Source organism: Micromonospora craniellae, assembly GCF_014764405.1.
In the GTDB taxonomy this organism is placed as follows: domain Bacteria; phylum Actinomycetota; class Actinomycetes; order Mycobacteriales; family Micromonosporaceae; genus Micromonospora; species Micromonospora craniellae.
Map to the genome: position 1 here is coordinate 1430895 of NZ_CP061725.1, position 26483 is coordinate 1457377.

At 72.5% G+C, this 26483-nt stretch carries 22 protein-coding genes and 1 pseudogene; 8 read left to right on the forward strand and 15 right to left on the reverse strand.

What is annotated here, in order from left to right; genetic code table 11:
- Positions 1 to 8: 8 nt before the first annotated feature.
- A complete protein-coding gene (locus ID554_RS06505; protein ID WP_117228945.1) occupies positions 9 to 1520 on the reverse strand; it encodes a hypothetical protein in 1512 nt (503 codons plus the stop codon).
- 43 nt (positions 1521 to 1563) lie between these two features.
- Complete coding sequence (locus ID554_RS06510; RefSeq protein ID WP_117228944.1) at positions 1564 to 2661, reverse strand: hypothetical protein; 1098 nt, start codon at positions 2659 to 2661, stop codon at positions 1564 to 1566.
- Positions 2662 to 2794: 133 nt separating this feature from the next.
- Here ID554_RS06510 and ID554_RS06515 point away from each other — a divergent pair, with 133 nt between their 5' ends.
- From ID554_RS06515 to fxsT, 4 genes are all read left to right on the forward strand, one after another.
- Positions 2795 to 3223, forward strand: coding sequence for a hypothetical protein (locus ID554_RS06515; RefSeq protein WP_147333497.1), 429 nt, complete (start codon positions 2795 to 2797; stop codon positions 3221 to 3223).
- A gap of 150 nt (positions 3224 to 3373) precedes the next feature.
- Positions 3374 to 4873, forward strand: coding sequence for a VMAP-C domain-containing protein (locus ID554_RS06520; protein ID WP_147333496.1), 1500 nt, complete (start codon positions 3374 to 3376; stop codon positions 4871 to 4873).
- Positions 4870 to 5928 carry a MoxR family ATPase gene (locus tag ID554_RS06525; RefSeq protein ID WP_117228941.1) on the forward strand — a complete coding sequence of 353 codons (1059 nt, stop codon included), beginning with the start codon at positions 4870 to 4872 and terminating at the stop codon, positions 5926 to 5928. Before ID554_RS06520 ends, ID554_RS06525 begins: the two co-directional genes overlap by 4 nt.
- Positions 5925 to 9977: an FxSxx-COOH system tetratricopeptide repeat protein gene (fxsT, locus tag ID554_RS06530; RefSeq protein WP_147333495.1), complete on the forward strand. Its 4053-nt coding sequence runs from the start codon at positions 5925 to 5927 to the stop codon at positions 9975 to 9977. The genes ID554_RS06525 and fxsT overlap by 4 nt, the downstream gene beginning before the upstream one ends.
- A 122-nt stretch (positions 9978 to 10099) precedes the next feature.
- On the opposite strand, the gene ID554_RS06535 is transcribed toward fxsT, so the two are convergent.
- Together ID554_RS06535 and ID554_RS06540 are read right to left on the reverse strand one after the other, a co-directional pair.
- Positions 10100 to 11953 (reverse strand): HEXXH motif domain-containing protein, encoded by a 1854-nt coding sequence (locus ID554_RS06535; RefSeq protein WP_158573774.1) that lies wholly within the window; start codon positions 11951 to 11953, stop codon positions 10100 to 10102.
- A 26-nt stretch (positions 11954 to 11979) separates the two neighbouring features.
- On the reverse strand, positions 11980 to 12159 hold the full coding sequence (locus ID554_RS06540) for a hypothetical protein (protein WP_117228938.1): 180 nt from the start codon (positions 12157 to 12159) through the stop codon (positions 11980 to 11982).
- A gap of 142 nt (positions 12160 to 12301) precedes the next feature.
- Between ID554_RS06540 and ID554_RS32345 the strand changes: the two genes are divergently transcribed.
- From ID554_RS32345 to ID554_RS06555, 3 genes are read left to right on the forward strand one after another with little or no spacing between them, the layout of a single operon-like run.
- Positions 12302 to 12430, forward strand: coding sequence for a hypothetical protein (locus ID554_RS32345; RefSeq protein ID WP_263407325.1), 129 nt, complete (start codon positions 12302 to 12304; stop codon positions 12428 to 12430).
- A gap of 2 nt (positions 12431 to 12432) precedes the next feature.
- Entirely contained in the window at positions 12433 to 12576 is a 144-nt protein-coding gene (locus ID554_RS06550; RefSeq protein WP_158573773.1) for a hypothetical protein, read from the forward strand.
- 14 nt (positions 12577 to 12590) lie between these two features.
- Positions 12591 to 13724 carry an esterase/lipase family protein gene (locus ID554_RS06555; RefSeq protein ID WP_117228937.1) on the forward strand — a complete coding sequence of 378 codons (1134 nt, stop codon included), beginning with the start codon at positions 12591 to 12593 and terminating at the stop codon, positions 13722 to 13724.
- 33 nt (positions 13725 to 13757) lie between these two features.
- Here the strand turns inward: ID554_RS06555 and ID554_RS06560 are convergent, their stop codons facing one another.
- Both ID554_RS06560 and ID554_RS06565 read right to left on the reverse strand, forming a co-directional pair.
- Positions 13758 to 15101: a class I SAM-dependent methyltransferase gene (locus tag ID554_RS06560; RefSeq protein ID WP_117228936.1), complete on the reverse strand. Its 1344-nt coding sequence runs from the start codon at positions 15099 to 15101 to the stop codon at positions 13758 to 13760.
- Between the two features lie 22 nt (positions 15102 to 15123).
- A complete protein-coding gene (locus ID554_RS06565; RefSeq protein WP_117228935.1) occupies positions 15124 to 16506 on the reverse strand; it encodes an FAD-binding oxidoreductase in 1383 nt (460 codons plus the stop codon).
- Positions 16507 to 16607: 101 nt separating this feature from the next.
- Between ID554_RS06565 and ID554_RS06570 the strand changes: the two genes are divergently transcribed.
- Complete coding sequence (locus ID554_RS06570; protein WP_117229031.1) at positions 16608 to 17312, forward strand: RICIN domain-containing protein; 705 nt, start codon at positions 16608 to 16610, stop codon at positions 17310 to 17312.
- A gap of 155 nt (positions 17313 to 17467) precedes the next feature.
- Here the strand turns inward: ID554_RS06570 and ID554_RS06575 are convergent.
- From ID554_RS06575 to ID554_RS06615, 9 genes and pseudogenes are all read right to left on the reverse strand, one after another.
- Positions 17468 to 18289 (reverse strand): annotated as a pseudogene (locus ID554_RS06575) (IS5 family transposase); the annotation flags it as partial.
- A 174-nt stretch (positions 18290 to 18463) separates the two neighbouring features.
- Positions 18464 to 18925, reverse strand: a complete 462-nt coding sequence (locus ID554_RS06580) for a hypothetical protein (protein WP_117228473.1) — start codon at positions 18923 to 18925, stop codon at positions 18464 to 18466.
- A gap of 10 nt (positions 18926 to 18935) precedes the next feature.
- Positions 18936 to 20888, reverse strand: a complete 1953-nt coding sequence (locus ID554_RS06585) for a vWA domain-containing protein (RefSeq protein WP_117228474.1) — start codon at positions 20886 to 20888, stop codon at positions 18936 to 18938.
- Between the two features lie 2 nt (positions 20889 to 20890).
- Entirely contained in the window at positions 20891 to 22414 is a 1524-nt protein-coding gene (locus ID554_RS06590; protein ID WP_117228475.1) for a magnesium chelatase, read from the reverse strand.
- 280 nt (positions 22415 to 22694) lie between these two features.
- A complete protein-coding gene (locus ID554_RS06595) occupies positions 22695 to 23663 on the reverse strand; it encodes an aldo/keto reductase (protein ID WP_117228476.1) in 969 nt (322 codons plus the stop codon).
- A 67-nt stretch (positions 23664 to 23730) separates the two neighbouring features.
- Positions 23731 to 24645: a lytic polysaccharide monooxygenase auxiliary activity family 9 protein gene (locus ID554_RS06600; RefSeq protein ID WP_117228477.1), complete on the reverse strand. Its 915-nt coding sequence runs from the start codon at positions 24643 to 24645 to the stop codon at positions 23731 to 23733.
- A gap of 92 nt (positions 24646 to 24737) precedes the next feature.
- Positions 24738 to 25307, reverse strand: a complete 570-nt coding sequence (locus tag ID554_RS06605; RefSeq protein ID WP_117228478.1) for an aminotransferase class III-fold pyridoxal phosphate-dependent enzyme — start codon at positions 25305 to 25307, stop codon at positions 24738 to 24740.
- 1 nt (position 25308) lies between these two features.
- A complete protein-coding gene (locus ID554_RS06610) occupies positions 25309 to 25701 on the reverse strand; it encodes an aminotransferase class III-fold pyridoxal phosphate-dependent enzyme (protein ID WP_147333459.1) in 393 nt (130 codons plus the stop codon).
- 8 nt (positions 25702 to 25709) lie between these two features.
- Complete coding sequence (locus ID554_RS06615; RefSeq protein WP_158573737.1) at positions 25710 to 26411, reverse strand: transketolase C-terminal domain-containing protein; 702 nt, start codon at positions 26409 to 26411, stop codon at positions 25710 to 25712.
- Between the last annotated feature and the right edge of the window lie 72 nt (positions 26412 to 26483).

Below are 26483 nucleotides of genomic sequence, written 5' to 3' on the forward strand. Positions count from 1 at the left end.
TCCCTTCCTTACACCTCGTCGCGGTCCGGTCCGGACGACGGCTCGGCCAACGGCGGGTCGGCGGTGGGTGGGCCGCCGTGGGTCCACGGGGTCTCCGCCACGGTCGGGAACGTCCCGCTCGGCACGAACGCCTCGCTGAGCGTGGTGTAGCAGAGCCGCTGCCCCACCTCGGGCACGCTGCCGGGGCTCGCGGTCAGCCCACGGCCCATCCCGCCGGACAGCTCCAGCACCACCTCGGTCTTGCCCTCGGCGGTCGGGGTCACGAAGACCACCCGGGCCTTCTGTGCCGGCCGTGCCGGGTTGCACAGGCTCGCGCCGACCGGCACCAGCACCGGTTCGGTGGTCACCAGTTGGATGCGGGGGCGCAGCACCGGGCGGCGTCCGGTGTCGTCCACCCGCGTCGGGTCGACCAGCACCACCTCGCCGACGAACGCCTCACCGGTCAGCCGGTACTCCGCCATCACCAACGGGTCGTCGTAGGCGCGCTGCACGGCGTAGCTCGCGCCGGCCCGTTCCAGGCGGTGCAGCCGGGTGGCGGCGGCCACCGCGCCATCGCGGCTGGGCTGCGGCGCACCGCCCTCGTCGACGCGGTCGGCGTGGGCGGTGAAGGCGTCCCGGTCGCCGGTCCACCGGGCCGCCACCCGGGCACCTGGCGGCAACGCGCGCAACAGCCCCAGGCCGCGCCACATCAGGTCCCAGGTGGGGGTCAGCTGGTCGCGCAGCAACCTCTCCAGCTCCGCGTACGCCTCGGCGCGAGCCGCCTCGTCCGCGTCGGCCGCCGCGTACGCCTCGATGGCCGGGGCGAGCAGCCGGTTATCGAAGTCGGGATCGGTGGCCGGTCCGGCGGGCGGGCACACCGCCGGGTCCTCGGCCCGGGCCGCCGCCTCGGCGCCGGTCAGCCCGGCCGGCGGGGCGATCCAGCCGAGCAGCGCCGGCAGGTGCAGGTCCTCCACCGCGCTCTGCCCGGTCGCCCAGTGCATGCTCAGCGCCTGGGTCAACGCCAGCAGCGTCGCCGAGCCCGGATGCTCCGCGCGTTCGGCGAGGAAGGTCAGCCATCGGCCGAGCAGCGGCACCGATGCGGGGACCGGGTGGTCGCCGTCGAGGCGACGGAACCGCGTGGCGCGACCGAGCAGCCGCAGGAACGTGACGCCGGCCGGGTTCGGCACCACCAGTTGCGGGGCGTCGAGGTACCGCTGCCGGACGTCCTTGCCCCGGTCGACCGCGACCGTCTCGGAGCCGAGGCGATGCGTGTCGATGTAGGGCAGCAGGATGTCGGCCAGCGCGGCGGCGAACCCGAACCGCTGGTCCCGGTTGCGCGGCTGCGGCACGACGAGCAGGTGTCCCCGGCCCGGTGCGGTGCCGACCATCGCCGCCAGCGGGGCGTTCGCCTCGCCCGCCATGGCCAGCGGCACCAGCACCAACGGCCGGGCCGACAGGTGCACGTGCCGTACGGTGGCCACCGGCTGTGCCACCCCGGCGGCCACCGCCTGCGCCGCCGCGAGCGCGCGCAGCGTACTCATGCCGATGCTCCACCGGGCGCGGGCCGGGCCCGGTGCGGACGCCTCACGCCGACCCGGCCAGGGCGTCGGCGCGCAGGCGGGCGGCGGTCCGCAGCAACGCGGCGGCCTGCTCCTGCTCCGGGTCGGCGGCGGGTTCGCCACCGGCGAGCGCCAGGACTCGATCCACGTCCTCGATGCCGCCGAGCGCCTCCCGCACCGGGCGACCGAGCGCACCGGTGTGTCCGCCCGCCTCGTCCCGGCAGAAGTACGCCAGCTCGCAGCTCGCCAGGCAGTCGGGGGCGTAGCGGGCCGGCACCCCGCCCAGCGAGGCGAGCAGCGCCGACGCATCGGCGGCCGGATCGGCGGTGAAGTCGGCCGGTACGCCGTCGAGCAGCGTGTCCAGCCGGTCCATCCGGTCCAGTTGCCGGCGTACCGCCAGCAGTTGCTTGCGCACGTCGAGCAGGTGCGCCACCGGCTGGTTGGTGAAGTCGCGCGGGCACACCAGCACCACCTCGTGCGACACCGACTCCGGCGGCTGACCGGCGGCGACGAGCAGGTCCCGCAGGGCCAGCACGTACACCGCGGACTGGATTGCGGCGGCGGCCAGCTTGGCCGGGTCGGCCTGGCCGTCGATCACCGGGAAGGACTTGACCTCGACCACGTGGAACCGGCCGCCGAGCCGCGCGGCCACCAGGTCCGGCTCCAGATGGACCCGCTGCCCGGCGACGTCCAGGGCGAGCATCGGGTGGTCGAACAACGCGGCCGAGTCGTCGGGGCCGTCCGGCGCGGCGGTCAGGAGCGCGGCCGAGCGTCGCTGGCGGGCCGCCATGTCGTCGCCGTCGCCGAGCGCCGTCCACCGCGCCGGGGCCGGCACAGGTACGCCCAACCGCTCGGCGACCAGCCGCAGCAACTCGGCGCCGCCGTCGGCCTTCACCTGTGCCTCGAACGCGTTGCCCCGGGTGATGGCGAACCGGGACTGCCCGAACCGGGCGGGGAAGCCGATCCGCTCGGCCAGCAGTGGCTTGTCCACTCCGGCGCCGTCCAGCACCGCCCGCCGGGTGCATCCCGGGTTGCCGGTCAGCGCGGCGATCGTCCGGGCGTTGTGCCGACGCGGGGGGAGTCCGCCCCGGATCGCGGCCAGTCGCTGCTCGCTGCTCGTCACGACAGGCCACGATAGCCGCGCCGACCCACCGGCCCGGCCGACCCGCCACGACGTCACCGGCACCTTCGCGCTACGTGGTGTTTGCGACACTGTCTGCGGCATCGAGGCATCGCGATCCAAGGAGTCCCACGTCGTGTTCCCCGACCTGTACGCAACTTCCGCGCAGGTACTTCCGGTATTGATGCTCGCCTTGCTCTGGGAGTCCCGATTCCTGGAGCGAATTCAGACGCAACCCCGGCGGCCCCGGAGTGAGGACCCGGTGCACGGCGTACGGTTCTGGACCAGACGGCGGGTCGGCCTCTACGCCGGTTTCGTGGCGACCACGAGCGTGGCCGGCACCGCTCTCGCGGTCCTGGTGCTGGCCGGGGTGCTGCCGGACGCCCCGGCGCTGCGGGTGGTCGTCTGCGGATGCATCCTGTTGGCGCTCGCTACGCTGCTGACCCGCACGCTGATCGACATCGCGCAGGCCACCGCCCCGACGGCCGCGCCGACGCCGACCCCGTCGGCGGAGGTGCCGGAGCCTCGATCGACCGACGATGTCGGAAAGAAGACAGCGGCGTAGTCTCCGCAAGAAGGTCCACTTCGGACATCGGTGATCTATCGCCACCGTTGGGGGCGTCGTCCCGAAAACAAAGGGCAACTCGGCCCTTGCCTCGGCCGGTAACCTGGCCTTTGCAGAACAGTCGGAAACGTTCGACAGACCGGATGGTCCATGACCCATCTTCCACTGCCGGGCGAAAATCAGCGCCACCGCATCGAGAGGGAGCTGGTCGACATGCTCGCCGCGATGCCGCTGATGGGGCATGCGGATAGTCGCCGGCAAATGGTGCAGCGCCTGCGCCGGGAACTGCACGACGGCGATCAGTTCAACGACGTGGCCAATCCACGGGGCCAGAGCCTGGAGATCGCGAAAGCCTGCCTCGGCGAGCCGCCCGAGGTGGCCGTCCTGGTCGAAATGGTGCGACTGTTCGACCCCGCCGCCGACGAGCTGCCCGACCTGGAACGGCTGCGCTACGAGGCGGACGCGGTCGGCGTGCTGGCCGACAGCGACTGGTCCGAACTGCGTACCGCGTTGCTGGCCGTCCGGCTGGCCCCGCTGACGCGACTGTTGCAGCGGGCCAGCGAACACAAACTCGCCAGCCTGCCCCCGTGGTGCGCCAACGCCTGGGACGTCTTCGTCTACCTCACCGGCCAGAACGCCCCGCCGCGCGGACTGCCGCCGGGAATGCTGTTCCTCGCCCTGTTGGAGAAGGAGGTGGACGCCGAGACCGCCACGCTGATCCGTCGACGCAACCGGCGGGAGGCCAGCACACTCGAACTCACCGAGGAGCTGGACCGGCGCCGGGTCCTGGTCAACGCCGGAGGCGAGGCGACGACCCGGTACGCGTACCTGGTCATCCAGATCGAAAACGACCTGGAGCCGGGCAGCGAGCGGTACACGGTGTCGCACTACCGGCAGTGGCACGGCGGCGGGGAGTGGAACTCGAAGCTGCGCGGGCGCATCCCCGAGGTCGCCTACGACGAGCTGGAGTCCACCGTGGAGCGGATCGTCCACGAGATGGAGATCGAGTGGGCGGACCGCCCGGCCGAGGTGGCGGTGGAGCTGGTGCTCCCCATCGAGCTGCTCAACGAGGACGTGCCCTGGTGGCGCAAGGAGCGGGCCAGCCAGTACCTCGAACAGAAGGTGCTGGCGATGGACTACCCGGTCGTGGTGCGCAGCCTGGACCGGCTACGCGCCACCTCCTGGCACCGGGCCTGGCGACTGCGCTGGAACCGGCTCCAGGCCGAGCCGTGGAACAGCGGGCTCTATCGCAGCGTGCCGGACGGGCCCGCCTACCTGACCCGGATGGAGGCGGAACTGAACTCCGACCAGAGCCTTGCCACGGTGGTGCTCAGCGCGGCGCCGACGACCGCCGCCGAGGCGACCGTCAAAGAGATCATGACCGCGCTCCGGGCCGGGCTGCCGGTGGTCGTCTGGCACCGCACGGTCCCCACCGACACCGACTTCTGGGACGAGATCCAGTCGATGACCGAGCGGGCCGGCGTGGTGCGGCTGCCGGAGCTGGCCAAACGGTCCCGGTTGTCGGCGTTGCAGGTCCCGCCGCCCGAGCAGGGCCGCCACCACGGCCGGCACCTCGTCGTCCTCTGGGACGACCCGTACCGCACGCCGGAACTGGACACGCCCCGCAGCACCCCGGAGGTGACCGGATGACGGACCTGACCAGCTCGCCGGCCACCGCCGAGCCGACCGGATGGCGCATCTACACCGGCACCGGCCGCGCCGTCGAGGCCGCCGACCGCGACCGGCGGTGGCCGGCACCGCCCCGCTGGCGGGCCTTCGACGGCGGTCCGGACGAGCCGCCACCGCCCCAGGAGGACCCGGAACTGGAACGCCGGCTGGGCGAGCCGATCGTCTCGCACCTGGTCGACGAGTACGAGGTCGACGTGGTCAACGCCGCGCTGCACCTGCGGCGGCCCCTGTTGGTGACCGGGCGCCCGGGGACCGGCCGGTCCAGTCTGGCCTACCGGATCGCCCGGGAGCTGCGGCTCGGCCGGGTGCTGCGCTGGCCGGTCACCACCCAGGTAAGCCTGCGCCACGGGCTGTACGACTACGACGCCATCGGGCTGGTCCAGGCCACCGGCCAGGCGGCGGCGCAGGGCCGGGACACACCGCTGCCACAGGTCGGCGACTACGTACGCCTCGGGCCGCTCGGCACCGCGCTGCTGCCGTACCGGCTGCCCCGGGTGCTGTTGATCGACGAACTCGACCAGAGCGACATCGACCTGCCGCAGCAGCTGCGCAGTGTATTCGAGGACGGCGGGTTCGAGATCCCGGAGCTGGTCCGGGTCGCGGGGCGGACACCGGAGGCGGTGGTGCACACCGCCGACCCGGGGCGGACCGCCACCGTACGCGGCGGCCGGATCACCTGCCGCGAGTTCCCGCTGGTGGTGATGACGTGCAGCGAGGACCGCGACTTCCCGGCGGCGTTCCTGCGGCACTGCCTGCGCCTGCGCCTGCCCGAGGCGGGCGAGGCCGGGCTCGCGTCGATGGTCGCCGCGCACTTCCCCGACGGGGCGGAGGGCTCCATCGAACTGATCCAGGAGTACCTGTCCCGACGCGGCGAGTGGGATCCCCCGGCAGTGGACCAACTGCTCGACGCCGTCCACCTGCGTACCTCCGGCGCCTTCACTCCGCGTGACCGGGGCGAGTGGCGGCGGCTGATCGAGGCACTGTGGCGCCGGCTGCCGCCGGACGGCACCGAGTGACCGGACCCGGCAATGGGCTCACCCGCGCCGAACTGGCCGACTCGATCTGGCTGGCCGCCCGGCTCGGGCCCGGCGCCGGGCTCGCCGGGCCACCCGGCACCGCGCTCACCACCGACCCGTCCCGCCCGGACGACGGCCCGCCGCTGTCGGAGGTCCTGCACCCGTTCCGGCAGTTGGTCCCCGGACGCGAGCGGTACGAGTTCGACGAGGACACCACCGCCGAGCACCTCGCGGCGGGAGTGGCCTGGCCGGCCCTGCGCCGTACGCCACGCGCCGGATGGGACGCCGTGGTGGTCGTCGACGACCACCTGTCGATGACCGTCTGGTCCGGCCGGATCCGCAGCTTCGTGAAGCTGCTGCGCCGGCACGTCGCCTTCCACGACGTCCGGGTCTGCCGGCTGATCACCACCACCACGGAACCGGCCGGGGTGGTGCTGCGTGGTCGCCGTGGCGGCCCGGTCGACGGCCCGTCGACGGCGCTGCCACCGGTCGGCCGTCGCCGCCTGGTGCTGGTGCTCAGCGACGGGGCCGGGCCGGCCTGGCACTCCGGCGCGGTCCTCCCCCACCTGTACGAGTGGGCCAGCCGGCAACCGGTGGCGATGGTCCACCTGCTGCCCCAACAGATGTGGCACCGCACCGGCGTGCAGCCGCTGCGACTGCGACTGCGGGCCGCCGTACCGGCGGCGGCCAACTCCCGGTGGGAGTGGCGTCACCACAACACACTCCAGGCGCTGCTGGCCGAGGAGCCCCGACCGGCCGGCGGCCCGGTGCCGGTGCCGGTGGTGGAGCTGCGTCCGCGCTGGCTGGCGGCGTGGGTCGAGCTGCTCGCCTGCCGAGCGCCACGATGGATCGACATGCCCGCCCTGCTCACCACCGACCGGCCGGCCCCGGGCCAAGCCGCCCGACCCACCGCCGGTCCCGACGCCGCCCGCCGGGTACGGGAGTTCATCTCGTGGGCGTCACCGGAGGCGCTGCGCCTGGCCACCCACCTGGCCGCAGCGCCACTGGACCGGTCAGCCGTGCGGGTGGTGCAGCGGACGCTGCTGCCCCGGTCCACGCCACTGCACCTGGCCGAGGTGCTGACCAGCCCGCTGGTGCGGACCGTCGGCACCGGCGACGACCGGGCCTTCGAGTTCCTCCCCGGCGTACGGGCCGAGTTGCTGGCGGCCGGCCGCCGCGCCGACACCGTACGCGTCTGGCAGCTCCTGTCGGCCCGGCTCGGGCGGTTCCGCCCCGCGATCGCGCACTGGGGACGGGTGCTCGACGATCCGAAGAGTGTCGAGATTCCGACGGTGACCTCGGCCGACGTCGCGCTGGTGCGGATCGAGCAGGACGTGATGCGGGCGCTGTCCGGGCGGTACCTGCCCCGGGCGCGGCTGCTGGGCGACGCGCTGGCGGCGGCCGACCGGGACGGCGACACCGACCTGGTCGTCAGGACTCCCGCACCTGGCGATCGGGATGCGATGATAGCTGTCGGCGCTGACGCCGACGCAGACCGTAGCGTAGGTACCGAAGGAGTCGGCTTGTCGTCCAGCACTCCCGCAGACGCCACCGCCCCGACCCGCACGCCGGCCGTCTGGGGCAACATCCCACCGAAGAACCCGAACTTCACCGGCCGCAAGGAGCCGCTCGCCCTGCTGCACCGGCAGGTACGCGGCGGCACCACCGCGGTGCTGCCGCACGCCCTGCACGGGATGGGCGGTGTCGGCAAATCCCACCTGGCCGTCGAGTACGTCTACCAGCACCAGGCCGAGTACGACCTGATCTGGTGGATACCGGCCGAACGACCCACCCAGATCAACGCCTCCATCGTGGAACTCGCGGCACGGATGAACCTCGCCTCCGGGCCGGACATCGGCAGTGCCCGTGTCGCCGTGCAGGAGGCGCTGCGGCTCGGTCGGCCGTACCCTCGCTGGCTGCTCGTCTTCGACAACGCCGAGAGCCCCGAGATGCTGCTGCCGTACCTGCCGACCGGCGGGTCCGGCGACATCATCATCACGTCCCGGAACCCGGGGTGGGCCAACGTCGCCCGCACGCTGGAGGTCGACGTCTTTCCCCGGGAGGAGAGCATCGAGCTGCTGCGTCGCCGAGGTCCGGAGCTGACCGCCGAGCAGGCGGACCGGCTGGCCGAGGCGCTCGGTGACCTGCCGCTCGCGTTGGAGCAGGCGGCGGCCTGGCGGGCCGAGACCGGCATGCCGGCCGAGGAGTACCTGCGGCTGTTCGAGGAGAAGCGGATCGAGCTGCTCGAACAGGCACCGCCGATGGACTACCAACTGCCCGTCGCCGCCGCGTGGAACGTGTCGCTGGACCGGCTCGTCGTCTCCAACCCCGCCGCGTTCCGGCTGTTGCAGGTCTGTTCGTTCCTCGCCCCGGAGCCCATCCCGCGCACCCTGTTCAGCGGCGCACAGAACGACGACATCCACCCCGAGCTGAACGCCGCGCTGCGCGACCCGATGCGGCTCAACCGCGCGATCCGCGACATCAACCGGTACGCGCTGGCCCGGGTGATCCACCGGACCAACTCGATCCAGATGCACCGGCTGATCCAGGCCGTCCTCATCGACCGGATGGCCGGACCGGACCGGGAGACCGTGCGGAGCAGCGCTCACCTTCTGCTCGCTTCCGGAGACCGCAACGACCCCGACTCGCCGGCCAACTGGGCCAGCTACGCCGAGCTGTACCCGCACGTGATGGCCTCCGACGCGGTCCACTCCACCCAGCCGTGGGTGCAGCAACTGGTCTTCAACGAGGCCCGGTACCTCTACTGGTGGGGCGACTTCACCGCGTCGCTGGAGCTGGCCGAGCAGGCGTGGCGGGCCTGGAGCAGCAGCCTGGGCGAGGACGCGCCGATGACGCTCACCATCGGCCACTGGCTCGGCTTCATGCTCTACCGCCTGGGCCGCCACCGCCAGGCGGCCCAGCACAACGCCCGCATCCTGGAGCTGTACCAGCGCACCACCACCGAGGACACCGAGGAGTTGCTGCGCGCCATCGGGCAGGTGGCGGCCGACCTGCGGGCGTCCGGCGACTTCCGCCGCGCCCTGGAGATGGACGAGGACCTCTACCAGCGGCACATCCAGGCGCTCGGCGAAGACGACCCGAACACGCTCAACGCCGCGCACAACCTGGCGGTCAGCCTCCGGTTGACCGGCGACATCCGGCGCGCGTACGAGGTCGACCGGGAGACGTACGCCCACCGGGTGGTGCTCTTCGGCGAGGACCACGCGCAGACCCTGGAGTCGCACCTCAACCTGATCATCGACCGCCGCGAACTCGGCGAGTACCTGCCCGCCCGAGCCGAGATGCAGAACGTCGTCGACCGGTTGCCCCGGCTCTGGGGCTCGGCGCAGACGCAGACGTTGACCGCACGGCGGCGACTGGCCTCCGCGATCCGCAAGGCCGGCGACCACCACGCGGCCCTGGCCCTGTCCCAGGAGGTACGCGACGGCTTCGCGTCCCGCTTCGGCGAGCACCACCCGGACACCCTGCTGGCCGCCTTCGGCCTGGCGGTCGACATGCGCGCCACGGGCGACCTGGACGCCGCCGCCACGCTCACCGCCGAACTCGTCACCTGGTATCGGGAACTCTTCGACTCCGAGCACCCGTACACGGTGGCGACGCAGCTCAACGGCGCGATCGTCGACCGGTTGCAGGGCAACGTCGCACGCGCCCAGAGCACCAACGAGAAGGGGCTGGCGGTGTTGACCCGGCGGCTCGGGCCGGATCACCCGCTGACCCTGGCCGCCCTGATCAACCTCGGCAACGACCTCTACCACCTCGGCGAGCACGCCGCCGCGTACGACCTCGACCAACGCACCGCCGCGCGCTGCGCCGCGGTGTTCGGGCCGGACCATCCCACCACGCTGATCTGCCTCGGCAACCTCGCCCAGGATCTCGTCTCGCACGGTCGGGAGGAGGAGGCGAGCAGCCTGCACGCCGAGATCACCCAGAAGTTCGCCACGGTGCTCGGCGAGCAGCACCCCGCCACCGTGGCGGGCACCGACCTGACCATCCGGGGCGACTGCGACCTGGACCCGATGCCGCTGTAGCGACCTCCGGGGAGGTCGCTACAGCGACGCCGTCACCTCGTGAGGCCGGGGGTGTGGCACCACCGACCCGCCGGGAGTGCGCGCCGGTCCCTCACCGGTCGGGCCTCAGGGCCGGTCGGGCCTCAGGGGGTGTCGGCGTCGATCCAGGCGGCCAGTTCCAGCGGCTCCGGCAGTGGAGTGCCCTGGTCGCGCAGCGCGAGGTGCACCGCGCGGACCAGTTCCGGCCGGTCCCGCAATGCGTTGGCCGCCGGTCCCGGGCGCAGGGCCCCGGCGGTCAGGCCGAGACCGGCCCAGGCTGCCGGCGAGCCCGGCTCGGCCGACAGTGCGGTCAGGTAGCCCGCCTGGGCCTCGGCCACCTCGCCGCAGACGAGGGCCAGTTCGGCCGGTCCCGCGCCGGAGACCCGCGCGCCGACCGCCGACGGGTCGGTGCGGAGCCGCTCGAAGCCCTCCGGGTCGGTGATCCGCCACAACTCCAGCACCGCCCGGGTGTCCAGGCGGCGAGCGGCGGCGTCCGCCGCCACGGCCGGCGCGACGTCGGGAACCGTCGGCGCGGGGTGTCCGGCCGTCCACGCCACGACCAGAGCCGACACCGCCTCGGGGGCGGGCCTCAGGTGGTGGGTCCGCCACCGCGCCCGATGATCGGCCACCGCCGCCCGAGCCGCCGCGAGCGGGTCGGGCGGCACCGGCTCGTCCTGCCATCCCTCGGCGGTGCTGGTCAAGCCCGCCACCAGGTGCCGTCCGACATCGGTGAGCTGCGGCAGGTCGCGCATCATCGTCAGGGTGGCCCACACCTGCACCCGCCACCGGGCGAACTCGAAGTGCGCCAGCCCGGCGGCGGCACCGGTCGCCACCTGCCGGTACGCCCGCCAGAACTCGACGATCCCGACGAAGGCGTACACGCCCTGGATGAGACCGCCCAGCGGACGGGGATCGTCACGCCAGGGCGCGTAGAGCCGGTGTGGTGGTTCGCCGTCGATCAACGGGGCCAGGTGCAGCAGCCCGCCGAGCTTGATGTGCTGGAACTCGTGGACCAGCGTGACCGCCAGTTCGGGAGCGTCCTCCGGCTCGGAGACGATCATGCTGCCGAAGGCATCGCCCGCCGAGGCGCTCATCGTCCGGAACCGTTCGGCGGCCGGTTGGGGCACCACCGAGGTCAGGCCACGGGCGATCGGCACGGCCAGGTCGGGGCAGACCCGCACCAGCAGCGCCCACGCCTGTTCGAGCAGTTCCCGCCACCGCTGCACGTCGGCGGCGACGTCCAGGTGCGGCGCGGTGGGCGTACGCAGGTTGCGGTAGGGATCGATGAAGTCGAGCGTGACTTCGAGGGTGTGCCCGCCGACGGTGGAGCGTACGGTCGGCAACGGCACCCAACCGTCGGTGCCGGTGCCGGTGGCGTCGAATTCGATGACCGTGCCCGCCACGGTCAGCGTCGCCCGCCCGCCGCCGCCCACGACCTCCGCCTCGTCCCACTCGTGGGCCTTGGGGACCTGGGCGCCGCCGAGCGTCGGCAGCACGACGAAACCGCCCCGCACCGGCACCCGCATGGTGAAGTCGCATCCGGTCCGTACGGCTGCGGCCACCGCCAGCGCGTGCAGGTACCCGAGGTCCACCCAGAGCGGCCCGGTGGCGGTGACCGTGGTGCCCCGAATCCGGCGCAGCGCGTACCCCGCCCAGGTGCCGACCTGCGGATGCAGGATCAACTTCTCCACGGTCTCGCGGTCGCGCCGCTGCGCGGCGACGAGCAGCCGCCACGCCTCGGCGACCGGCGGCAGCGGCCCGGTGGCGTCCGCCACACCGGCGGCGGCGTCCAGGACCGCCCGTAGTTGGATCTTGCGCCAACTGCTCTCGGCGGCCAGCAGTTCGGCGATGGTGTCCGCGTCAGCGGCCCCGGTGGCCAGGGCCCCGAAGTGGTGCGGGTCCAGGCGATGGCGGGCGGGCCGACCGACCGGCTCCGCCGCCAGATGTTGAGCGGTCACAACTTCTCCAAGGAAGGCCGGCCCCGTCAGTCGAGACGCTGGGGATTGTAGCCACTGGTGATACTTTCGGGATCGTCGACACGACGGAGGAGTCGCCGCATGATCGGGCCGAGAATCTCCTGGTCGTAGTCGACCAGGAGATCAAGAGACACATCCGCGAGGTCGACGAGTTCTGAGTCGACCTCGACAGCGAACGGTTGATTCACGGCATACCTCTTACCACACTCCGCGCCCGGCGACGGTGATGGACCGCCGGTTGGCCGACACCGCAGGGCCCCTCGCCACCGGTTCGGTTGTCGCGGACAGAAGTCACTGTTCAGGTCATCCAGGTGCCCTAACATCCGAGCTATGACGGGCAAGCTGGCAGAAAAGGTAGCTGTGATCACCGGGACCGGCGGCGGTCAAGGCCGGACGGCGGCCCTCCTGTTCGCGCGGGAGGGCGCGACGGTCGTGGGCTGCGATCTCAAGGCGGGCTGATCATGTCGCCGGCCACCAGCGCCATGGCCGAGGTTCCAGGACTGCTGGACTCCTTCATCGGCCACCAGATCATCAAACGTATCGGTGAGCCGGAGGACCTTCTTCGAGGGCTGTACGGCGACCTGAACGAGGTCTTCGCGCCGTGAGGTAACGTCGTCCCGTGTCCGAAACAGCCGTCGTGTTCGTACACGGTTTCCTGTCCTCAGCCGACACCTGGGCGGCATTCGTCCGACTTGCCGCCCAGGACGACGATCTGACCGGCCTTCACGTGCACACCTTCGGGTACGAATCGCCGTTGGTCTCGCTCAATCCGCTGCGCCGGATACCGCACATCGACGACATCGCCGACGACCTACGCACCTACCTGTCCCAGGACCTGGCCGACCACTCCCGCCTGGCGCTCGTCTCGCACAGCCAGGGCGGGCTGGTGGTCCAGCGGGCACTGGCCCGGATGCTCGCCGACAACCCCGGCGAACTCGACCGCCTCCGCCTGGTGCTCATGTACGCCTGCCCGAACGCCGGTTCGGACCTGGCCCTGCCGTTGCGCCGCACCTTCCTGCGCCGGCACCCCCAGGAGGCGGACCTGCGTCCGTTGCGCGCCACCGTGTTGGACGCCCAACGGGTGGTGCTCCGCCAGATCGTCCACGCGCCGCAGCCGACCATCCGGGTCAAGGTCTACGCCGGCGCCAGCGACGGCGTGGTCCCGCCCGCATCGGCCCGCAGCGTCTTCCCGGACGCGGGTGTGCTGCCCGGCGACCACTTCTCCATCATCCAGCCGGATTCCCTCGAACATCGCTCCTATGTGGTGCTACGACGGGCTCTGCTCGCTCTCGACGATCCCGCGCTCCCCGCCGATGCCACCGCGGACGCCCCAGCCGCCACGACGAGCTTGTCGCCACCGGCCCCCGTCACACCGCCACCGGCCACGGTGTCGTCGGCCGGAGGCCAGACGGTCGCCGGCCGCCCGGCAAAGCCGGAACAGGCCGCCGGCCCGAAGGCGGAGCCGACCGGCGACGAGTACGCCGAGCTGGTCCGGCTGCTGCTCGACCTGCCACACATCCACGATCCGTCGTTCCGCCAGCAGCTCTACACGCTGTTGCCCGGGCCGGTGCAGGAGCAGTTGCCGCGCAGCCCGGTGGCCCGGTTGGAGCTGATCGGGATGCTGAGCATGCTGTGGCGCTACCGCCACCTGGATAGCTGGCGGGCCCTCGGCGCAGGTCTCGAAGCGCTCGTTCCCGATCACCCGGCCACCGTCACCCTGCTCGCGCGACTCGACGCACTCGCCCGGCCCTGAGCCGACCACGGTCGGGCGAGCGGGTCTTGCGGGCTACGGCAGCCAGTCCGGGCGCAGCGGGTAGCCGTTGACCGCGTCCGGGCCGTTGCGCGTGGCCAGTACCTGATGCAGCTGGATACCGTTGCGCTCGAACGCGAGCCGCGAGCCGGCCATGTAGAGCCCCCACACCCGGGCCGTGCCGCCGCCCACCTCACCGACGCAGAAGTCCCAGTGCTCCACCAGGTTGCGGCACCACGCCGCCAGCGTCAGCGCGTAGTGCTGGCGCAGGTTCTCCTCGTGGTGCACCTCCAGCCCCACGTCGTGCAACTCGCTGATCACCCGCCCGGGACCGGCCAGTTCGCCGTCCGGGAAGACGTACCGGTCGATGAAGGCGCCCGAGCGGTGCGGCGCCCGGTTGTCGGCCCGGGTGATGCAGTGGTTGAGCAGCCGCCCCTGCGGTCGCAGCCGGTCCCGCAGGAAGGCGAAGTACACCGGGTAGTTGCGCACCCCGATGTGCTCGGTCAAACCGATCGAGGAGACCGCGTCGAACTCCTGCCGGGGTGCGTCACGGTAGTCCAGGTGTCGCACCTCGGCCAGCCCGGTCAGCCCCTCGCGCGCGATCGCCGCCTGCGCCCACTGCGCCTGCGCCCGGGACAGGGTCACCCCGAGGGCCTTGACGCCGTACTCGCGGGCCGCGTGCCGCACCATGCCGCCCCAGCCGCAGCCCACGTCCAGCAGCCGCATCCCCGGACGCAGCGCGAGCTTGGCGGCGACCAGGTCGTACTTGCTCGCCTGGGCCTGCTCCAGGCTGTCGTCGGGGCTGCGGAAGACCGCGCAGGTGTACGTCATCGACGGCCCCAGCACCTTCTCGTAGAAGGCGTTGGAGACGTCGTAATGGTGGCTGATCGCAGTGCTGTCCCGCACCCGGGAGTGCCGCAGGCCGCCCACGACCCGCTTCCAGCGGGGCAGCGCCTCCTGCGGCGGCGCCGGTGGCGGCAGCAGCCGCTCCCAGCCCAGCCCGCGCGCCAGCGCCAGCCCCTCGGCCACCGTGGGTGTGCGTACCCGCAGCTCGTCCTTGAGCACCCGCAACGCGTCGTACGGGTCGCCCGGGTGCACCCCCTCCAGAGCCAGGTCCCCGCTGACGTACGCCCGTGCCATGCCCAGGTCGCCGGGGGCCGTGAGCAGGTACGACAGTCCCCGCTCGGATCGGATCGACAGGGTGATCCCGGCGTCGGCCGGACCGAGTCGACTGCCGTCGTACCCGGTGACCCGGACCGGCAGCGGTCCTGCGGTGAGCGCCCGGACCACGTCCGCGACGCTCGGCGCACGTCGCCCGTTCCCGGGGGGCGGTGAGGCGGAAGCGCCGGCCGCTCCCTGCTCTCGATCGATGAGGCTCATGCCAGCACTCCGCTTCGCTCGCTCATGCGCGCGCTACCGCCTTCTCGTACAGTCCGGTGAGCCGATGCTCCGGGTCGTACCGGTCCCGCACGACGCGCCACGTGTCGCCGCCGTAGAGCCGGTCGAACGAATCCCGGTCGTAGTACGCGTCGGAGTAGAGCGACTTGTGCCCGCCCGCCTCCGACACCGCGCGCTCGATCTCCCGGTTGACGTCGCCGTCGGCGGCACCCTCGGCGATCGGCACGCTCCCCCAGAACCCGATGTTGACGTAGTCCTGCCCCGGCCGGAGCGGGTACAGCGGCCAGGACCGGGCGGATCCCCTGCCCGCCGGCTCACGCAGCCGCAGCGGGCACAACCACACCGGCGTCATCCCCACCCGACGGGCGAACCAGCGCAGGAAGTCGGCGGTGCGCTCCAGCGGGATCTCCACGTCCTGCACCACGCGTTCCCGGGCCGGCTGGCCGCGCCACCTGTCGATCCGGGCTGCCACCTGGTGCCGGTACTCCAGCCGCACGATGCGGTGGTAGACGTCGCTGCGCCGCCACCGGGCCGGCCACACCCGTCGCACCAGCGGATGCTGTGCGCCGAACGCCGCCGAGCACCAGAACCAGTCGGTGTCCCAGCGCCACAGGTAGTCGTGGGTGGTCAGCGTGTCGTGCGGGAGCCGGCGCAGCGACCGGTAGTAGATGTCCTGGCCGGTGTAGTCGGAGGCCCGGCGCGCGTCGTCGGTGAAACGGGCCAGCACCAGGTACGCCTCGCCGGGGCTGAACATCACCCCGTCCATCGCGTCGACGCCCTCCCCCGCCCAGGCGCGGGCGGCGGTGATCTCGCCGATCGCCTCGGTCAACGCGGTCAGGTCGGTGAACCGCACGTTGCGCAGCGCCACGTGCCGCCGGACCGGTTGCAGCGCGATGCGCAGCCGGGTGGCGTAGCCGAGGCTGCCCAGCGAGTTGGGGAAGGCGGCGAAGAGGTCGGCGTGCTCGCCCTCCGGCCGGGCGGTGACCAGTTCGCCGGCCCCGGTGAACACGTCCATCTCGGTCACCGACTCGTGCGGCAGGCCGTTGCGGAACGACGTCGACTCGATGCCGAGCCCGGTTACCGCCCCGCCGAGGGTGATGGTGCGTAGCTGCGGCACCACCAGCGGCATCAGGGCGTACGGCAGGGTCGCCTCGACCAGCCGCTCATAGGTGCACATGCCCTGCACGTCGGCGGTGCGGGCGGCCGGGTCGACGTGCAGAACGCCACCGAGCCCACTGACGTCCAGGCCCGGCGCGCGCGGGACGTTGCGCGGGCGGAACAGGTTGGAGGTCCGCTTGGCCAGCCGCACCGGCCGACCCGGTGGCACCGCCGCGTACGACCGTCGCAGCTGAGCCACCGCCACGTCATGATCACGCAAAGCGAGCATGTGGTCACTTTACGCGTCGGCGGTGCCACCGGCGGGCCGTCCACGCGAGAGTTACCGCACCTGCGATGGCGTACCGGCCGGGGGTGGGCCAGGATGCCGGCATGTCGGAAACCGATGGATCGGGCACCGTCTACGGCACCCGCCGTTCCGGACCGCCCCGGGACCCGGTGCTGCTGGTCGCCGCTGCGGTCGGGCTGGCCGGCGTACTGGCCGGGGTGCTGTTCGCCACCGGCCTGCTCGGTGGCGGTGACGATCCGCCACCGACCCCGGTCGCCGGCAGCCCGACGTCGGCCGCGCCGAGCCCGAGCGAGAGCTTCACGCCACAGACCGTCGAGAGCCCCGAACCGACGTCGACGCCGACCCCGTCGCCCACGCCCGCCGAGCCCGACCCGAACACCGGGCCGAAGGTGCTCCGGGGCGTCGGCTCCGGCCTCTGCCTCGGGCTGGACGGCGACGGCGAGCGTGCGGTGGCGAAGCTGGCCGGCTGCACCGGCGGACCGGAGCAGCAGTGGGTGGTCAACCCGTTCGGCCCGGACACGGTGACACTGACCAACGGCGCCCACAACCAGTGTCTCGACGTGGAGGGCCGCAGCGGCGACGACGGTGCCCGGTTGCAGCAGTTCGGCTGCCACGGCGAGGACAACCAGCAGTGGCGTCTCCAGCCCACCGGCGACGGCACCGTACTGGTGGTGGCCGTACACAGCGGCAAGTGCGCCCAGGTCCGCGACGGTGGCGGCGAGGCCGGCACCGACGTCGTCCAGGCCCCGTGCGACGGCAACCCGGCGCAGCGCTGGGCGCCGCAGTGAAAGGAAGGGCCCCCTGCTAACGCCTGCGGTATAGCAGGGGTCCCCTGCTAAGAGACCGTCGGGTAACCAGGTGACTACGTGGCGATAAGTCGTTCAGCGTTGATACGTCGGGCGGCTTCGCGTTCGGTAGTGTTGCTCCACCGGACCGCCTGCCCGGCCAGACGTATCGTCATGAGTCGAATCATCGCTACCTTGATCATGGCCTCAGAGTTGACGGTCAACCGCTCGTAGTCCCGGGCCAGACGCCGATTACGTACCAGCCAGCCGAACGTCCTCTCCACCACCCACCTACGCGGCAGGACCTTGAAGCCCTTGACATCGTCGGTGCGCTCGACGATCTCCAGCAGGATTCCGAGCTTGTCCTTTGCCCAGCTCAACAGGCTGGAGTCGATGCTGTTGGCGTAGCCGCCGTCGGCCCACACCAGCGCGACGGTGGCGAATGCCTCGGCCAGTCGTTGCAGGATCCGCCGGCCTCCAGGACGGTCGTTGACGGAGGCGGAGGTGACCATCACCACCAGGATCAACCCCATCGTGTCGACAACCAGATGCCGCTTACGGCCTGTCGTCTTCTTGCCCATATCGAACCCACGGCATTCGCCACCCTCGCTGGATTTGATCGACTGGGCGTCCAACACCGCCGCGGTCGGCTCCGGCCCACGACCCGCCGCCACCCGTACCTGCCGGCGAAGCTCGTCGTGGATCGCATCCCACGTCCCGTTTCTACGCCAAGCGGTGAACCAGCGATGCGCCGCATCCGGCGGCGCCAGATCACGCGGCATCATTCGCCACGCACAGCCCGACCGCAGCACGTAGAAGATCGAGTCGAGGATCAGCCGGTCGTCCCACTTACGGGGCCGGCCGCCTCTACGCAGGTCACGCACCGGCATGAGAGGGGCCAGGATCGCCCACATCGCGTCGGTCAAGCTCGACGGATAGCATGAGCGGGCGTCATCCCCGCCAAGGTCTACGTTGCACACACAACCCGATCATGGCGGGGATGACCTATTTGTCGAGCGTCCCGCATCGACGTGTCTCGCCGTCACACAACGCCCCGAGCCGGTTACCCGACGGTCTCTAACAGTTCCCGGACAGCGGGTGCCGGGCGGCGGGTGCCGGACAGCGGGTGCCGGGCGGCGGGTGCGGGCAGGGCGTCAGGTATGCAGCGCCCGCAACTCGGCCAGGTGTCGGGGCAGGTGGACGCGGGTGTGCAGGTCGATGATGCGGCCCCACGGCAACGGCTCGTCGACGACGAGGTCGAAGCCCTCGCGCAGGTGCGTCTCCACCGGTGTGTCGGCTCCCGCGCCGAGCCGGGCGACCAGGGCGAGCAGGCGGTCGCTGCTGAGCCGGAGCCGGACGGCCAGCCCGTCCAGGCCACCGGCCTCGGCGGTCAGCGCGTCCAGTTCCGGCCGGTGGATCTCGTCCAGCTCGTAGAAGGCGTACGGGGAGCCGGCCAGCATTGCCTCGGTGGCCTCGCTCATCAACTCGTCGCTGGTGAGCAGGTGCGCCACGATCTGCTCGGCGCTGTAGCGCCCGGGTGGCAGCGGCCCGAACCCGCCCGCGTCGACCTCGGCCAGCAGCGTGTCGTACGCCCGCCGCAGCCCGTCGGCCTCCACCCGACCGAGCCTAGCGGCGACCGCGCCGTGACCGCAGGTAGTCGCTGACCACGTACTCGCCGAGGTCCTCGGTGTCCGGGGTGAAGACCCGGCCGCCGCTGCGGCGGGCCACCGCGTCGACGAAGCGGCGCAGCCCCGGATCGTCACCGAGCATGAACAGGTTCAGCGTCGCCCCGTACCGGCCGAGCCGGTCCACCTCGCGGATGGTCGCCTCGACGGTCTCCGGCAACGACGGCCAGTGGAACACCGCCTCGCCGTCGGCCGGGTCCAGGTGGGCGGTGGGCTCGCCGTCGGTGACCACCAGCACCACAGGTTCGGCGTCCGGATAACGGCGCAGGTGCCGGCCGGCGAGCCGCAGGGCGTGTTGCAGGTTGGTGCCCTGGGTCAGGTCCGGCTCGACTGCGGCCAACTCCTGCTGCGTCAACGTCGCCGCCCGGCGGCCGAACCCGATGATCTGGAGGGCGTCCTGCGGGAACCGGGTCGCCATCAGGTGGGCCAGGGCCAGGCCGGTCTGCTTCATCGGGCCCCATCGGCCCTGCGAGATCATCGAGTACGACAGGTCCACGCAGAGCGCCACCGCCGCCGAGGCCCGCCGCTCGGTCTCGACCACCTCGAAGTCCTCGACGGCCAGTTGCACCGGCACGCCGGGCCCGGCCCGGCGCACCGCGCGGGTCAGCGTCCGCACCACGTCGATGGGCTGCTCGTCGCCGTACTCCCAGGGCCGGGACGCACCGGTCACCTCGCCGGCCGCACCGGCCGACCGCAGGTCGTGCTGCCCCCGGGGACCGGCGGTCAACTCGGCGAAAACCTGCCGCAGTGCGGTGCCGCCGAGGCGGCGAAGCGCCTTCGGGCTCAGCGTCAGCCCCTCCGCGTCGCGGGTCACCCAGCCCTGCCGACGCAGCTCCCGCTCCAGTTCCCGGAGCCGGCGTACGTCGTCGGCGGCGTCCCGGCCGAGGGTACGGGCCACCGACTCGACGTCGATGTCGTCCAGGGTCGCCCCCGGGTACTCCTGACCCAACTGGTCCAGCAGGTCGTCCAGCTCGGCGATCTCGTCCAGCGCCCCGGTCGCCTCGCCGTAGCCGAGCGGTTGCTCGCCCCGCATCCGCTCGCCCCGGCCCCAACGCAGGTCGGGGCGCAGCGCCCGCAGGTTGCTCTCCAGGTCGGCCAACTCCCCGGCCAGCCGGTCGCCGAGCGACTGGCGCATCAGGCCGGCGAGTTCCTCCCGCTGCCGGTCGGAGAGCGAGTTCATCAGCCGTTGCCCGGCCGCCGCCCGGCGGGCCAGCAGGTCGATCAGCTCGTCGACGTCGGTAGGCCGTTCGGGGAAGAAGTCGCCGTGCCGGCGCATGAACTCGGCGAACGCGTCGGTGGTGTCCTCCGCGCGGGCGTGCCGGGCCAACAGGGCGTTCAGGTCCCGCATCATCGCGGCCAGCCGCTCCTGCACGGCCGGGTCGGCCGCAGCCCGGGCGGAGGAACGCAGTCCGGCGAAACGCTGGCCGAGCACGTCGTTCCGCAACCCGTCGAGGATCCGCTGGTACGCCTGCCGGGCCTCCTCGCTGGCCCACCGGTAGTCGGCGAGTTCCCGCACCGCCTGGGCGGTGGATCGGGGCAGGTTGTCCAGCATCGCCTCGGCGAACCGGGCCGCCTCGTCCGGGCGGCCGGACAACTCGTCCCGCTCGGCGGCGAGCGCCTGGTCCAGCAGGGCCTGTGCCCGGGTCACCGCGCCGTCCAGGTCACCCCGGCGCAACGCCTCCCGCCGCAGCCGGCGGGCCCGGGCGGTCAGCGCGTCCAGCCCACCCCGCTCCTGCGGCCCTCGGCGCAGCAGCTCCCGCAGCGCGTCCCGCAGGCTGCCGCCGGCCAGCACCTCCTGGCCGACCTGGTCCACCGCGGCCTGCACGTCGTACGGCGGTGCCAGCGGGTCGGGGCCACCCCGCCACTGCCCGTACCGGAACCGGTTGCCCGCCATGGTCAGTCCCGGCCGCCGTAGCGGGTCCGTCCCGAGTCGGTCACGTCCTTGCCCAACCGTCGACTCAGGTGCAGCCCTTCCAGCACGAACTCGACCGCCGCAGCGGCCTGCCCGGGGCTGGGCGCGTCACCGACGCCGAGCCGGTCGAGCACCTTGGCCAGCCCCGGCACCGTGCCCACCTGGCGCAGCAGGTCGGCCGCCGACACCAGTTCCCCGGTCTCGACGGTCTCGCCCTCCTCGACCAGCGTGGTGAACCCGGACAGGTCGAGCCCGGCCAACCGGGCCCGGAACGTGTCGGCGGTGGCGGTGCGCAGCAGGTGGCCGAGGATCTCGATCTCGCGGCCCTCCTCGCCGCTCTCGAACTCGACCTTGCCGCGCAGGGTGGAGGTCACCGACACGGCGTCGCCCACCCGCGCCACCGCGTCGAGTGAAAGGAAGGGCCCCCTATTAACGTCTGCGGTAGAGGAAGGGTCCCCTGCTAACACCTCGCCCCGAGCCGCAGACGCGCCCGGCACGGCAGACGCGGCGGCCAGCAGGCCGGCCCGGCGCAGCGCGACGGCGGCGACCGTCTCGGCGGCGGCGACGGCGAACCGGGCGGAGACACCGGAGCGCGGGTCGACCGAGGGCGACTCGCGGACCGCGCGGGCGAACCGGGCGAGGACTTCCAGCACATGCTCCGGCACCTCGGCGACCAGGTCGGCCTCCTGCCGGATGAGTTCCAGCTCCCGCTCCAGGTCGGTCGGGTAGTGGGTACGGACCTCGGCGCCGAACCGGTCCTTGAGCGGGGTGATGATCCGTCCCCGGTTGGTGTAGTCCTCCGGGTTGGCGCTGGCCACCAGGAGCAGGTCCAGGGGGAGTCGGAGCTGGTGGCCCCGGACCTGGATGTCCCGCTCCTCCAGCACGTTGAGCATCGCCACCTGGATGCGTTCGGCCAGGTCCGGCAGTTCGTTGACGGCGAAGATGCCCCGGTTGGTCCGCGGTACGAGCCCGAAGTGGATCGTCTCGGGGTCGCCGAGCGTACGGCCCTGGGCGAGCCGGATCGGGTCGACGTCGCCGATCAGGTCACCGACGCTGGTGTCCGGGGTGGCCAGTTTCTCGCCGTACCGCATCGAGCGGTGCAACCAGCCGATCGGCAGGTCGTCGCCGGACTCGGCGACCAGCGTCCGCGACGCCGGGGTGACCGGGTGCAGCGGGTGCTCGTTCAGCACCGACCCGGGGATCACCGGGGTCCACTCGTCCAGCAGCGTCACCAGCGACCGGATGAGCCGGGTCTTGCCCTGGCCCCGCTCGCCGAGCAGCACCATGTCGTGCCCGGCCAGCAGCGCCCGCTCCACCTCCGGCAACACCGTGTCGTCGTACCCGACGATGCCGGGAAAGCGTGGCGCGCCGCTGCGCATCCGGGCCAACAGGTTGTCCCGCAGTTCCTGCTTGACGCTGCGGTACCGGTGGCCGGCGGCGCGAAGCGCACCGAGCGTGCCGGGCAGGTCGGCCGGTGGGACCGGGGTCGTCGAGGTCGGTGCAGTCACCCGCCCAACGCTAGCGCGCTCGGGTGGCTTTCAGCTCTCCCGGTCGGATCCCCGGCTGAACCGGAAAGACAACCAACAACCACTGAGGGTGACTGCCGCGCCCGTTGAAGCAGAGCAAAGGGCACGGTAGGGCTGAGGTCGGCAGCCGGAGCACCGGGCGATGCAGGGCAGAGCGGTCGAAGCGCAGCAGGACGCCAGGCGGAGCAGGACAAGGCGCGGGTCGAGGCGGAGCAGGGCACCGGGCGCGGCAGCGCGCCGGGCGGCCGTTGGATGGAGCGGGTCAGCGGCCGGCGCGGGTTTTGATCATGCGCGGTACGGCGGCCAGGCCGGTCAGCGGGCGGAACGCCCGGGCCGCGTTGACCAGTGCGGCGTACTCGTCGTCGGTCAGGTCGATCTCGGCGGCGGCGGCGTTGCGCTCCATCTGCTCCACGCTGGACGCGCCCGGAATGGCCACCACGTTCGGGTGCCGCAGCACGTACGCCAGGGCGATCTGGCTCGGCGTGGCGTCGTGGGCGGCGGCCACCTGGCGCAGCGTCTCGATCAACGCGGTGCCCCGGGCCAGGTTCTCCGGCAGGAAGTACGGGTTGGCGCGGCGGATCGCGCCGACCGGCGGGTGATGTGCGTCGTACCGGCCGGAGAGGAAGCCCTGCGCCAACGGGCTGTACGCGATGACGACCCGGCCCGCCTGCGCCGCGTACGGCAGCAGGTCCTGCTCCGGCTTGCGGTCCAGCATGCTGTAGCGGACCTGGTTGCTGAGCACCCGCCGGCCCAGCACGGTCTCGGCCACCTGCCAGCGGCGCAGGCTGTAGTTGCTCACCCCGACCTCGCCGACCAGGCCGACGTCCTGCAACGCGCGCATGCCCCGCATGGTGGTGCCGTCCGCGACGAGCGGGTTGGGCGAGTGCACCTGATAGAGGTCGATGCTGCTGACACCGAGCCGGGCCGCCGAGGCGACCGCCCGCTGCTGCACCACCGCCGCCACCGGCAACACCGGAAAGATCTTGGTGGCCACGGTGACCTTCTCCCGGTCGCCGGCCAGCGCGGTGCCGAGGATCCGCTCGCTGCGACCGAGGCCGTAGATCTCGGCGGTGTCGAAGACGGTCACCCCCAACTCGACGGCGCGCCGGACGATGTCCGCCGCCAACCGTTCGTAGTCGGGGCCGTAGCCCCACTCCCGCGAGCCGAACTGCCAGGTGCCGAGACCGATCTTGGACAGGGGCTTCGGGGTGTCGAGCTGCACGTAGCGCATGACGTCGACCGTACCCGCCGCGCTGTGCCCCGGCCGCCGGTCCGGCGCGCGAGGCCGCACCGGGCGGTCACCAGGGGCGCGGGTTGGCCCGGTGGTTGCGGACGGTGCAGGCGGGCCCCTTCGGTGGCCCGCTGCGCGAGCCGCGCAGCCGCAGGGCGAGCGACACGAGCAGCAACGTGACCAGCAGGCCGCCCGCGACCAGCGGCCAGCGGCGGCCGTCCAGGTAGGTGACCGCGGCGACCGGTACGTTGTCGGCGACCTCGGTGGTCGCGTCGGCACCGACGCCCGGCAGCCCGTTCTCGGCCTCCGGAGTGCCACCGGCGGAGCCTGCCGGCGTGATGCCGCCCGGCCGTAACGCGTCGACCGCCACGATGTCCACGTCCGAGCAGGAGTAGTAGGTGTCGGCGGAATCCGAGTGCTGCCAGATCGTGTAAATCACGTGCCGGCCGCTGCGGTCCGTCGGCAGCCGGCCGGACATCAGGTACGTCCCGTCCCGCAGCGGCGGGTCGGTGATCCGCAGGAAGGGCAGCCTGTCCAGGTCCGCCCAGGTCAACGCCCTCGACGGGGTGTAGCCCGGCCGGGTCAGATAGAGCCGGAAGGTGCCCTTCTGGGCGGCGGTGGCGCGGTACTGGAAGGCGAACTCCGCGCCGGCGGTCAGCGGCGTCGCCGGCCAGTCGGTGCGCGGCAGGTCCAGCCCCCGGTACGCGGACAGGCCGCCGCTGCACAGCTCCCCGTCGGGGATCGTCTCCCGGTCCCGGCCGTCGACGCCGTACACCCGGACGTTGTCCCACTCGCGTAGCGCGGCGCCCTCCTTCTCCGCCGCCAGGCAGGCCGACGTGCCCACGTGCGGACCGTCCGGCGCGCAGCCGGCCGAACGGCTGACCGGGTACGTCGGGGCACCCTGCGCGGCGGCGGGCAGCGCACCGGCCGTCGTCCCGACGAGAGCGACCAACGCGACGACGACAACTCGACGTACGGCCATGATTGTGGACCTCCCACGCACCAGTACGGGCCGGAGGCGTCGAGAGTTCGATCTCTCCGGCCCGGATTGGCGGGCGGCCCGATCGACCGGCGTCAGGAGCGGTACGCGGCCACCGCCTTGGCGAACCGTTCCACCAGTTCGCGGCAGTCGTCGGTGGAGACGGTCAGGTGCGGCAGCAGTGGCATCACGCCGCTCGCGTAGCTGGTCAGCAGCCCGTGCTCACGGCACACCCCACGCAGGTCGTGGACGTCGCGCAACGACCAGAGTTCGCCGTCGGCGTCGCGCAGCTCGACGCCGAGCATCATGCCGACACCGCGGACCGCGCCGATGCGGGGATCCACCTGCGACGCCGCGTCCAGCATCTCGACCAGTTCGGCACCGCGTCGGCGCACCGCAGGGAGGAAGCCGTCGGTGGTGAGGATGTCGAGCACCGCCAGGCCGGCCGCCGCCCCGATCGGGTGGCCGTCGGTGGTCGAGCCGTTGGGGAAGCCGAGCCGGATCGGCGGGTCGGCGAGGGCGTCGTAGACGTCGCTCGCCACGACCAGTGCGGCGAGCGGGAAATAGCCGGCGCTCAGGCCCTTGCCGAGCACCAGCATGTCGGGCACCTCGGAGAGCCGCTCGATGTACGTCATCGCGGCGACCCGACCGGCGCCGGTGGTCACCTCATCGGCGATCGCACTCGCCGGTGCACGCGCCGGGGTCGCAGGTCACCGGCGGCGGGGTCGACACGTGCACCACGTGCCCGTCGATCGGGGCGGAGTAGTCGTGCAGGATCGGCTCGTCGGTCAGCGCGGTGGCCAGCGGCCCGGTCCCGTGGCACGCCTCGTGCAGGGCGATGACGGTGTGCCGGTCCGTCTCACCGGTCATCCGGCGGTAGAACCGGGACAGCATCGCCGCCGACTCGGTCATCTGGCTGCCGGTGTTGCCGAACCGTACGTGTCGCAGCGGCGCCGGCAGGAGCGCCACGAGTGCGGCGGCGTAGTCGACGGTGACCTGCGGCGGATGCTCGTAGCGCATCACGGTGCCGGAGGGCAGCACGTCGAGCTGACGGGTCATCGCCTGCTTCACCGAATCGCAGGGAGTAGCCCAGCGTGACGTTCCACATCGACGAGCGGGCGTCCAGGTAGCGCCGTCCGGCGGCGTCCTGCAGGTGGCTGCCGGCACCGCTGACCAGGAACAGGTCGGGGCCGTTCTCCCGCAGGTGCGGGCCCATCGGCGTGAGGCCGTGCCAGACCGCGTACTCGCTGTTCATGGTCATCTCCGCGGGGTGAGGGGGCCGAGGTGTCGAGCGCCGCGCGGACGATGCGGTCCGCGTCGGCTAGCAGACCGTCGAGCAGTGCCGGGCTCACCGGCGCGGGAACCGGAGCGCCGGTGAGCAGCTCGACGTGCTCGGGCCGGGCAGCACCGGTGCGTACCAGGTGATAGGCCAGGTCGGTCAGCACGGACCCGGCCCGGGGCTGTTCGCCCACCAGGATCACCGGCCGGTCGGGTACCACCATCGCGGCGACCCCGTCCCGGTCCAGCGGCGCTGCGGTCCGCAGGTCGACCACCCGGGCCTGGACGCCGTGCTCCGCCAGCCGCCGCGCGGCCAGCATGCTCTCGATGACCGTGTTGCCGATCCCGACCAGCGTCAGGTCGTCACCGGGGCGGGCCAGCCCGGCGACGCCGAACGGCAGCGGGGCGGCGGACGGCTCGGGCAGGTCGGTCCAGGTGGGGGTGAACAGGCGCGGGGACTCCAGCAGGACGAGCGGGTCGGGGTGACGCAACGCGGTCCGCAGCAGCCCGCCGACGGCGTTCGGCGAGCCGGGTACGGCAACGACCAGGCCGGGGATCTGGCT

What these genes read in the sequence shown, in the direction of transcription:
- ID554_RS06610 (WP_147333459.1), bottom strand. Translation starts at nt 25,701, where the DNA reads ATGACCCGTCAGCTCGACGTGCTGCCCTCCGGCACCGTGATGCGCTAC.
- ID554_RS06505 (WP_117228945.1), bottom strand. Translation starts at nt 1,520, where the DNA reads ATGAGTACGCTGCGCGCGCTCGCGGCGGCGCAGGCGGTGGCCGCCGGG.
- ID554_RS06520 (WP_147333496.1), top strand. Translation starts at nt 3,374, where the DNA reads ATGACCCATCTTCCACTGCCGGGCGAAAATCAGCGCCACCGCATCGAG.
- ID554_RS06585 (WP_117228474.1), bottom strand. Translation starts at nt 20,888, where the DNA reads ATGGCGGGCAACCGGTTCCGGTACGGGCAGTGGCGGGGTGGCCCCGAC.
- ID554_RS06565 (WP_117228935.1), bottom strand. Translation starts at nt 16,506, where the DNA reads ATGCTCGCTTTGCGTGATCATGACGTGGCGGTGGCTCAGCTGCGACGG.
- ID554_RS06525 (WP_117228941.1), top strand. Translation starts at nt 4,870, where the DNA reads ATGACGGACCTGACCAGCTCGCCGGCCACCGCCGAGCCGACCGGATGG.
- ID554_RS06570 (WP_117229031.1), top strand. Translation starts at nt 16,608, where the DNA reads ATGTCGGAAACCGATGGATCGGGCACCGTCTACGGCACCCGCCGTTCC.
- ID554_RS06595 (WP_117228476.1), bottom strand. Translation starts at nt 23,663, where the DNA reads ATGCGCTACGTGCAGCTCGACACCCCGAAGCCCCTGTCCAAGATCGGT.
- ID554_RS06550 (WP_158573773.1), top strand. Translation starts at nt 12,433, where the DNA reads ATGTCGCCGGCCACCAGCGCCATGGCCGAGGTTCCAGGACTGCTGGAC.
- ID554_RS06600 (WP_117228477.1), bottom strand. Translation starts at nt 24,645, where the DNA reads ATGGCCGTACGTCGAGTTGTCGTCGTCGCGTTGGTCGCTCTCGTCGGG.
- ID554_RS32345 (WP_263407325.1), top strand. Translation starts at nt 12,302, where the DNA reads ATGACGGGCAAGCTGGCAGAAAAGGTAGCTGTGATCACCGGGACCGGC.
- ID554_RS06560 (WP_117228936.1), bottom strand. Translation starts at nt 15,101, where the DNA reads ATGAGCCTCATCGATCGAGAGCAGGGAGCGGCCGGCGCTTCCGCCTCA.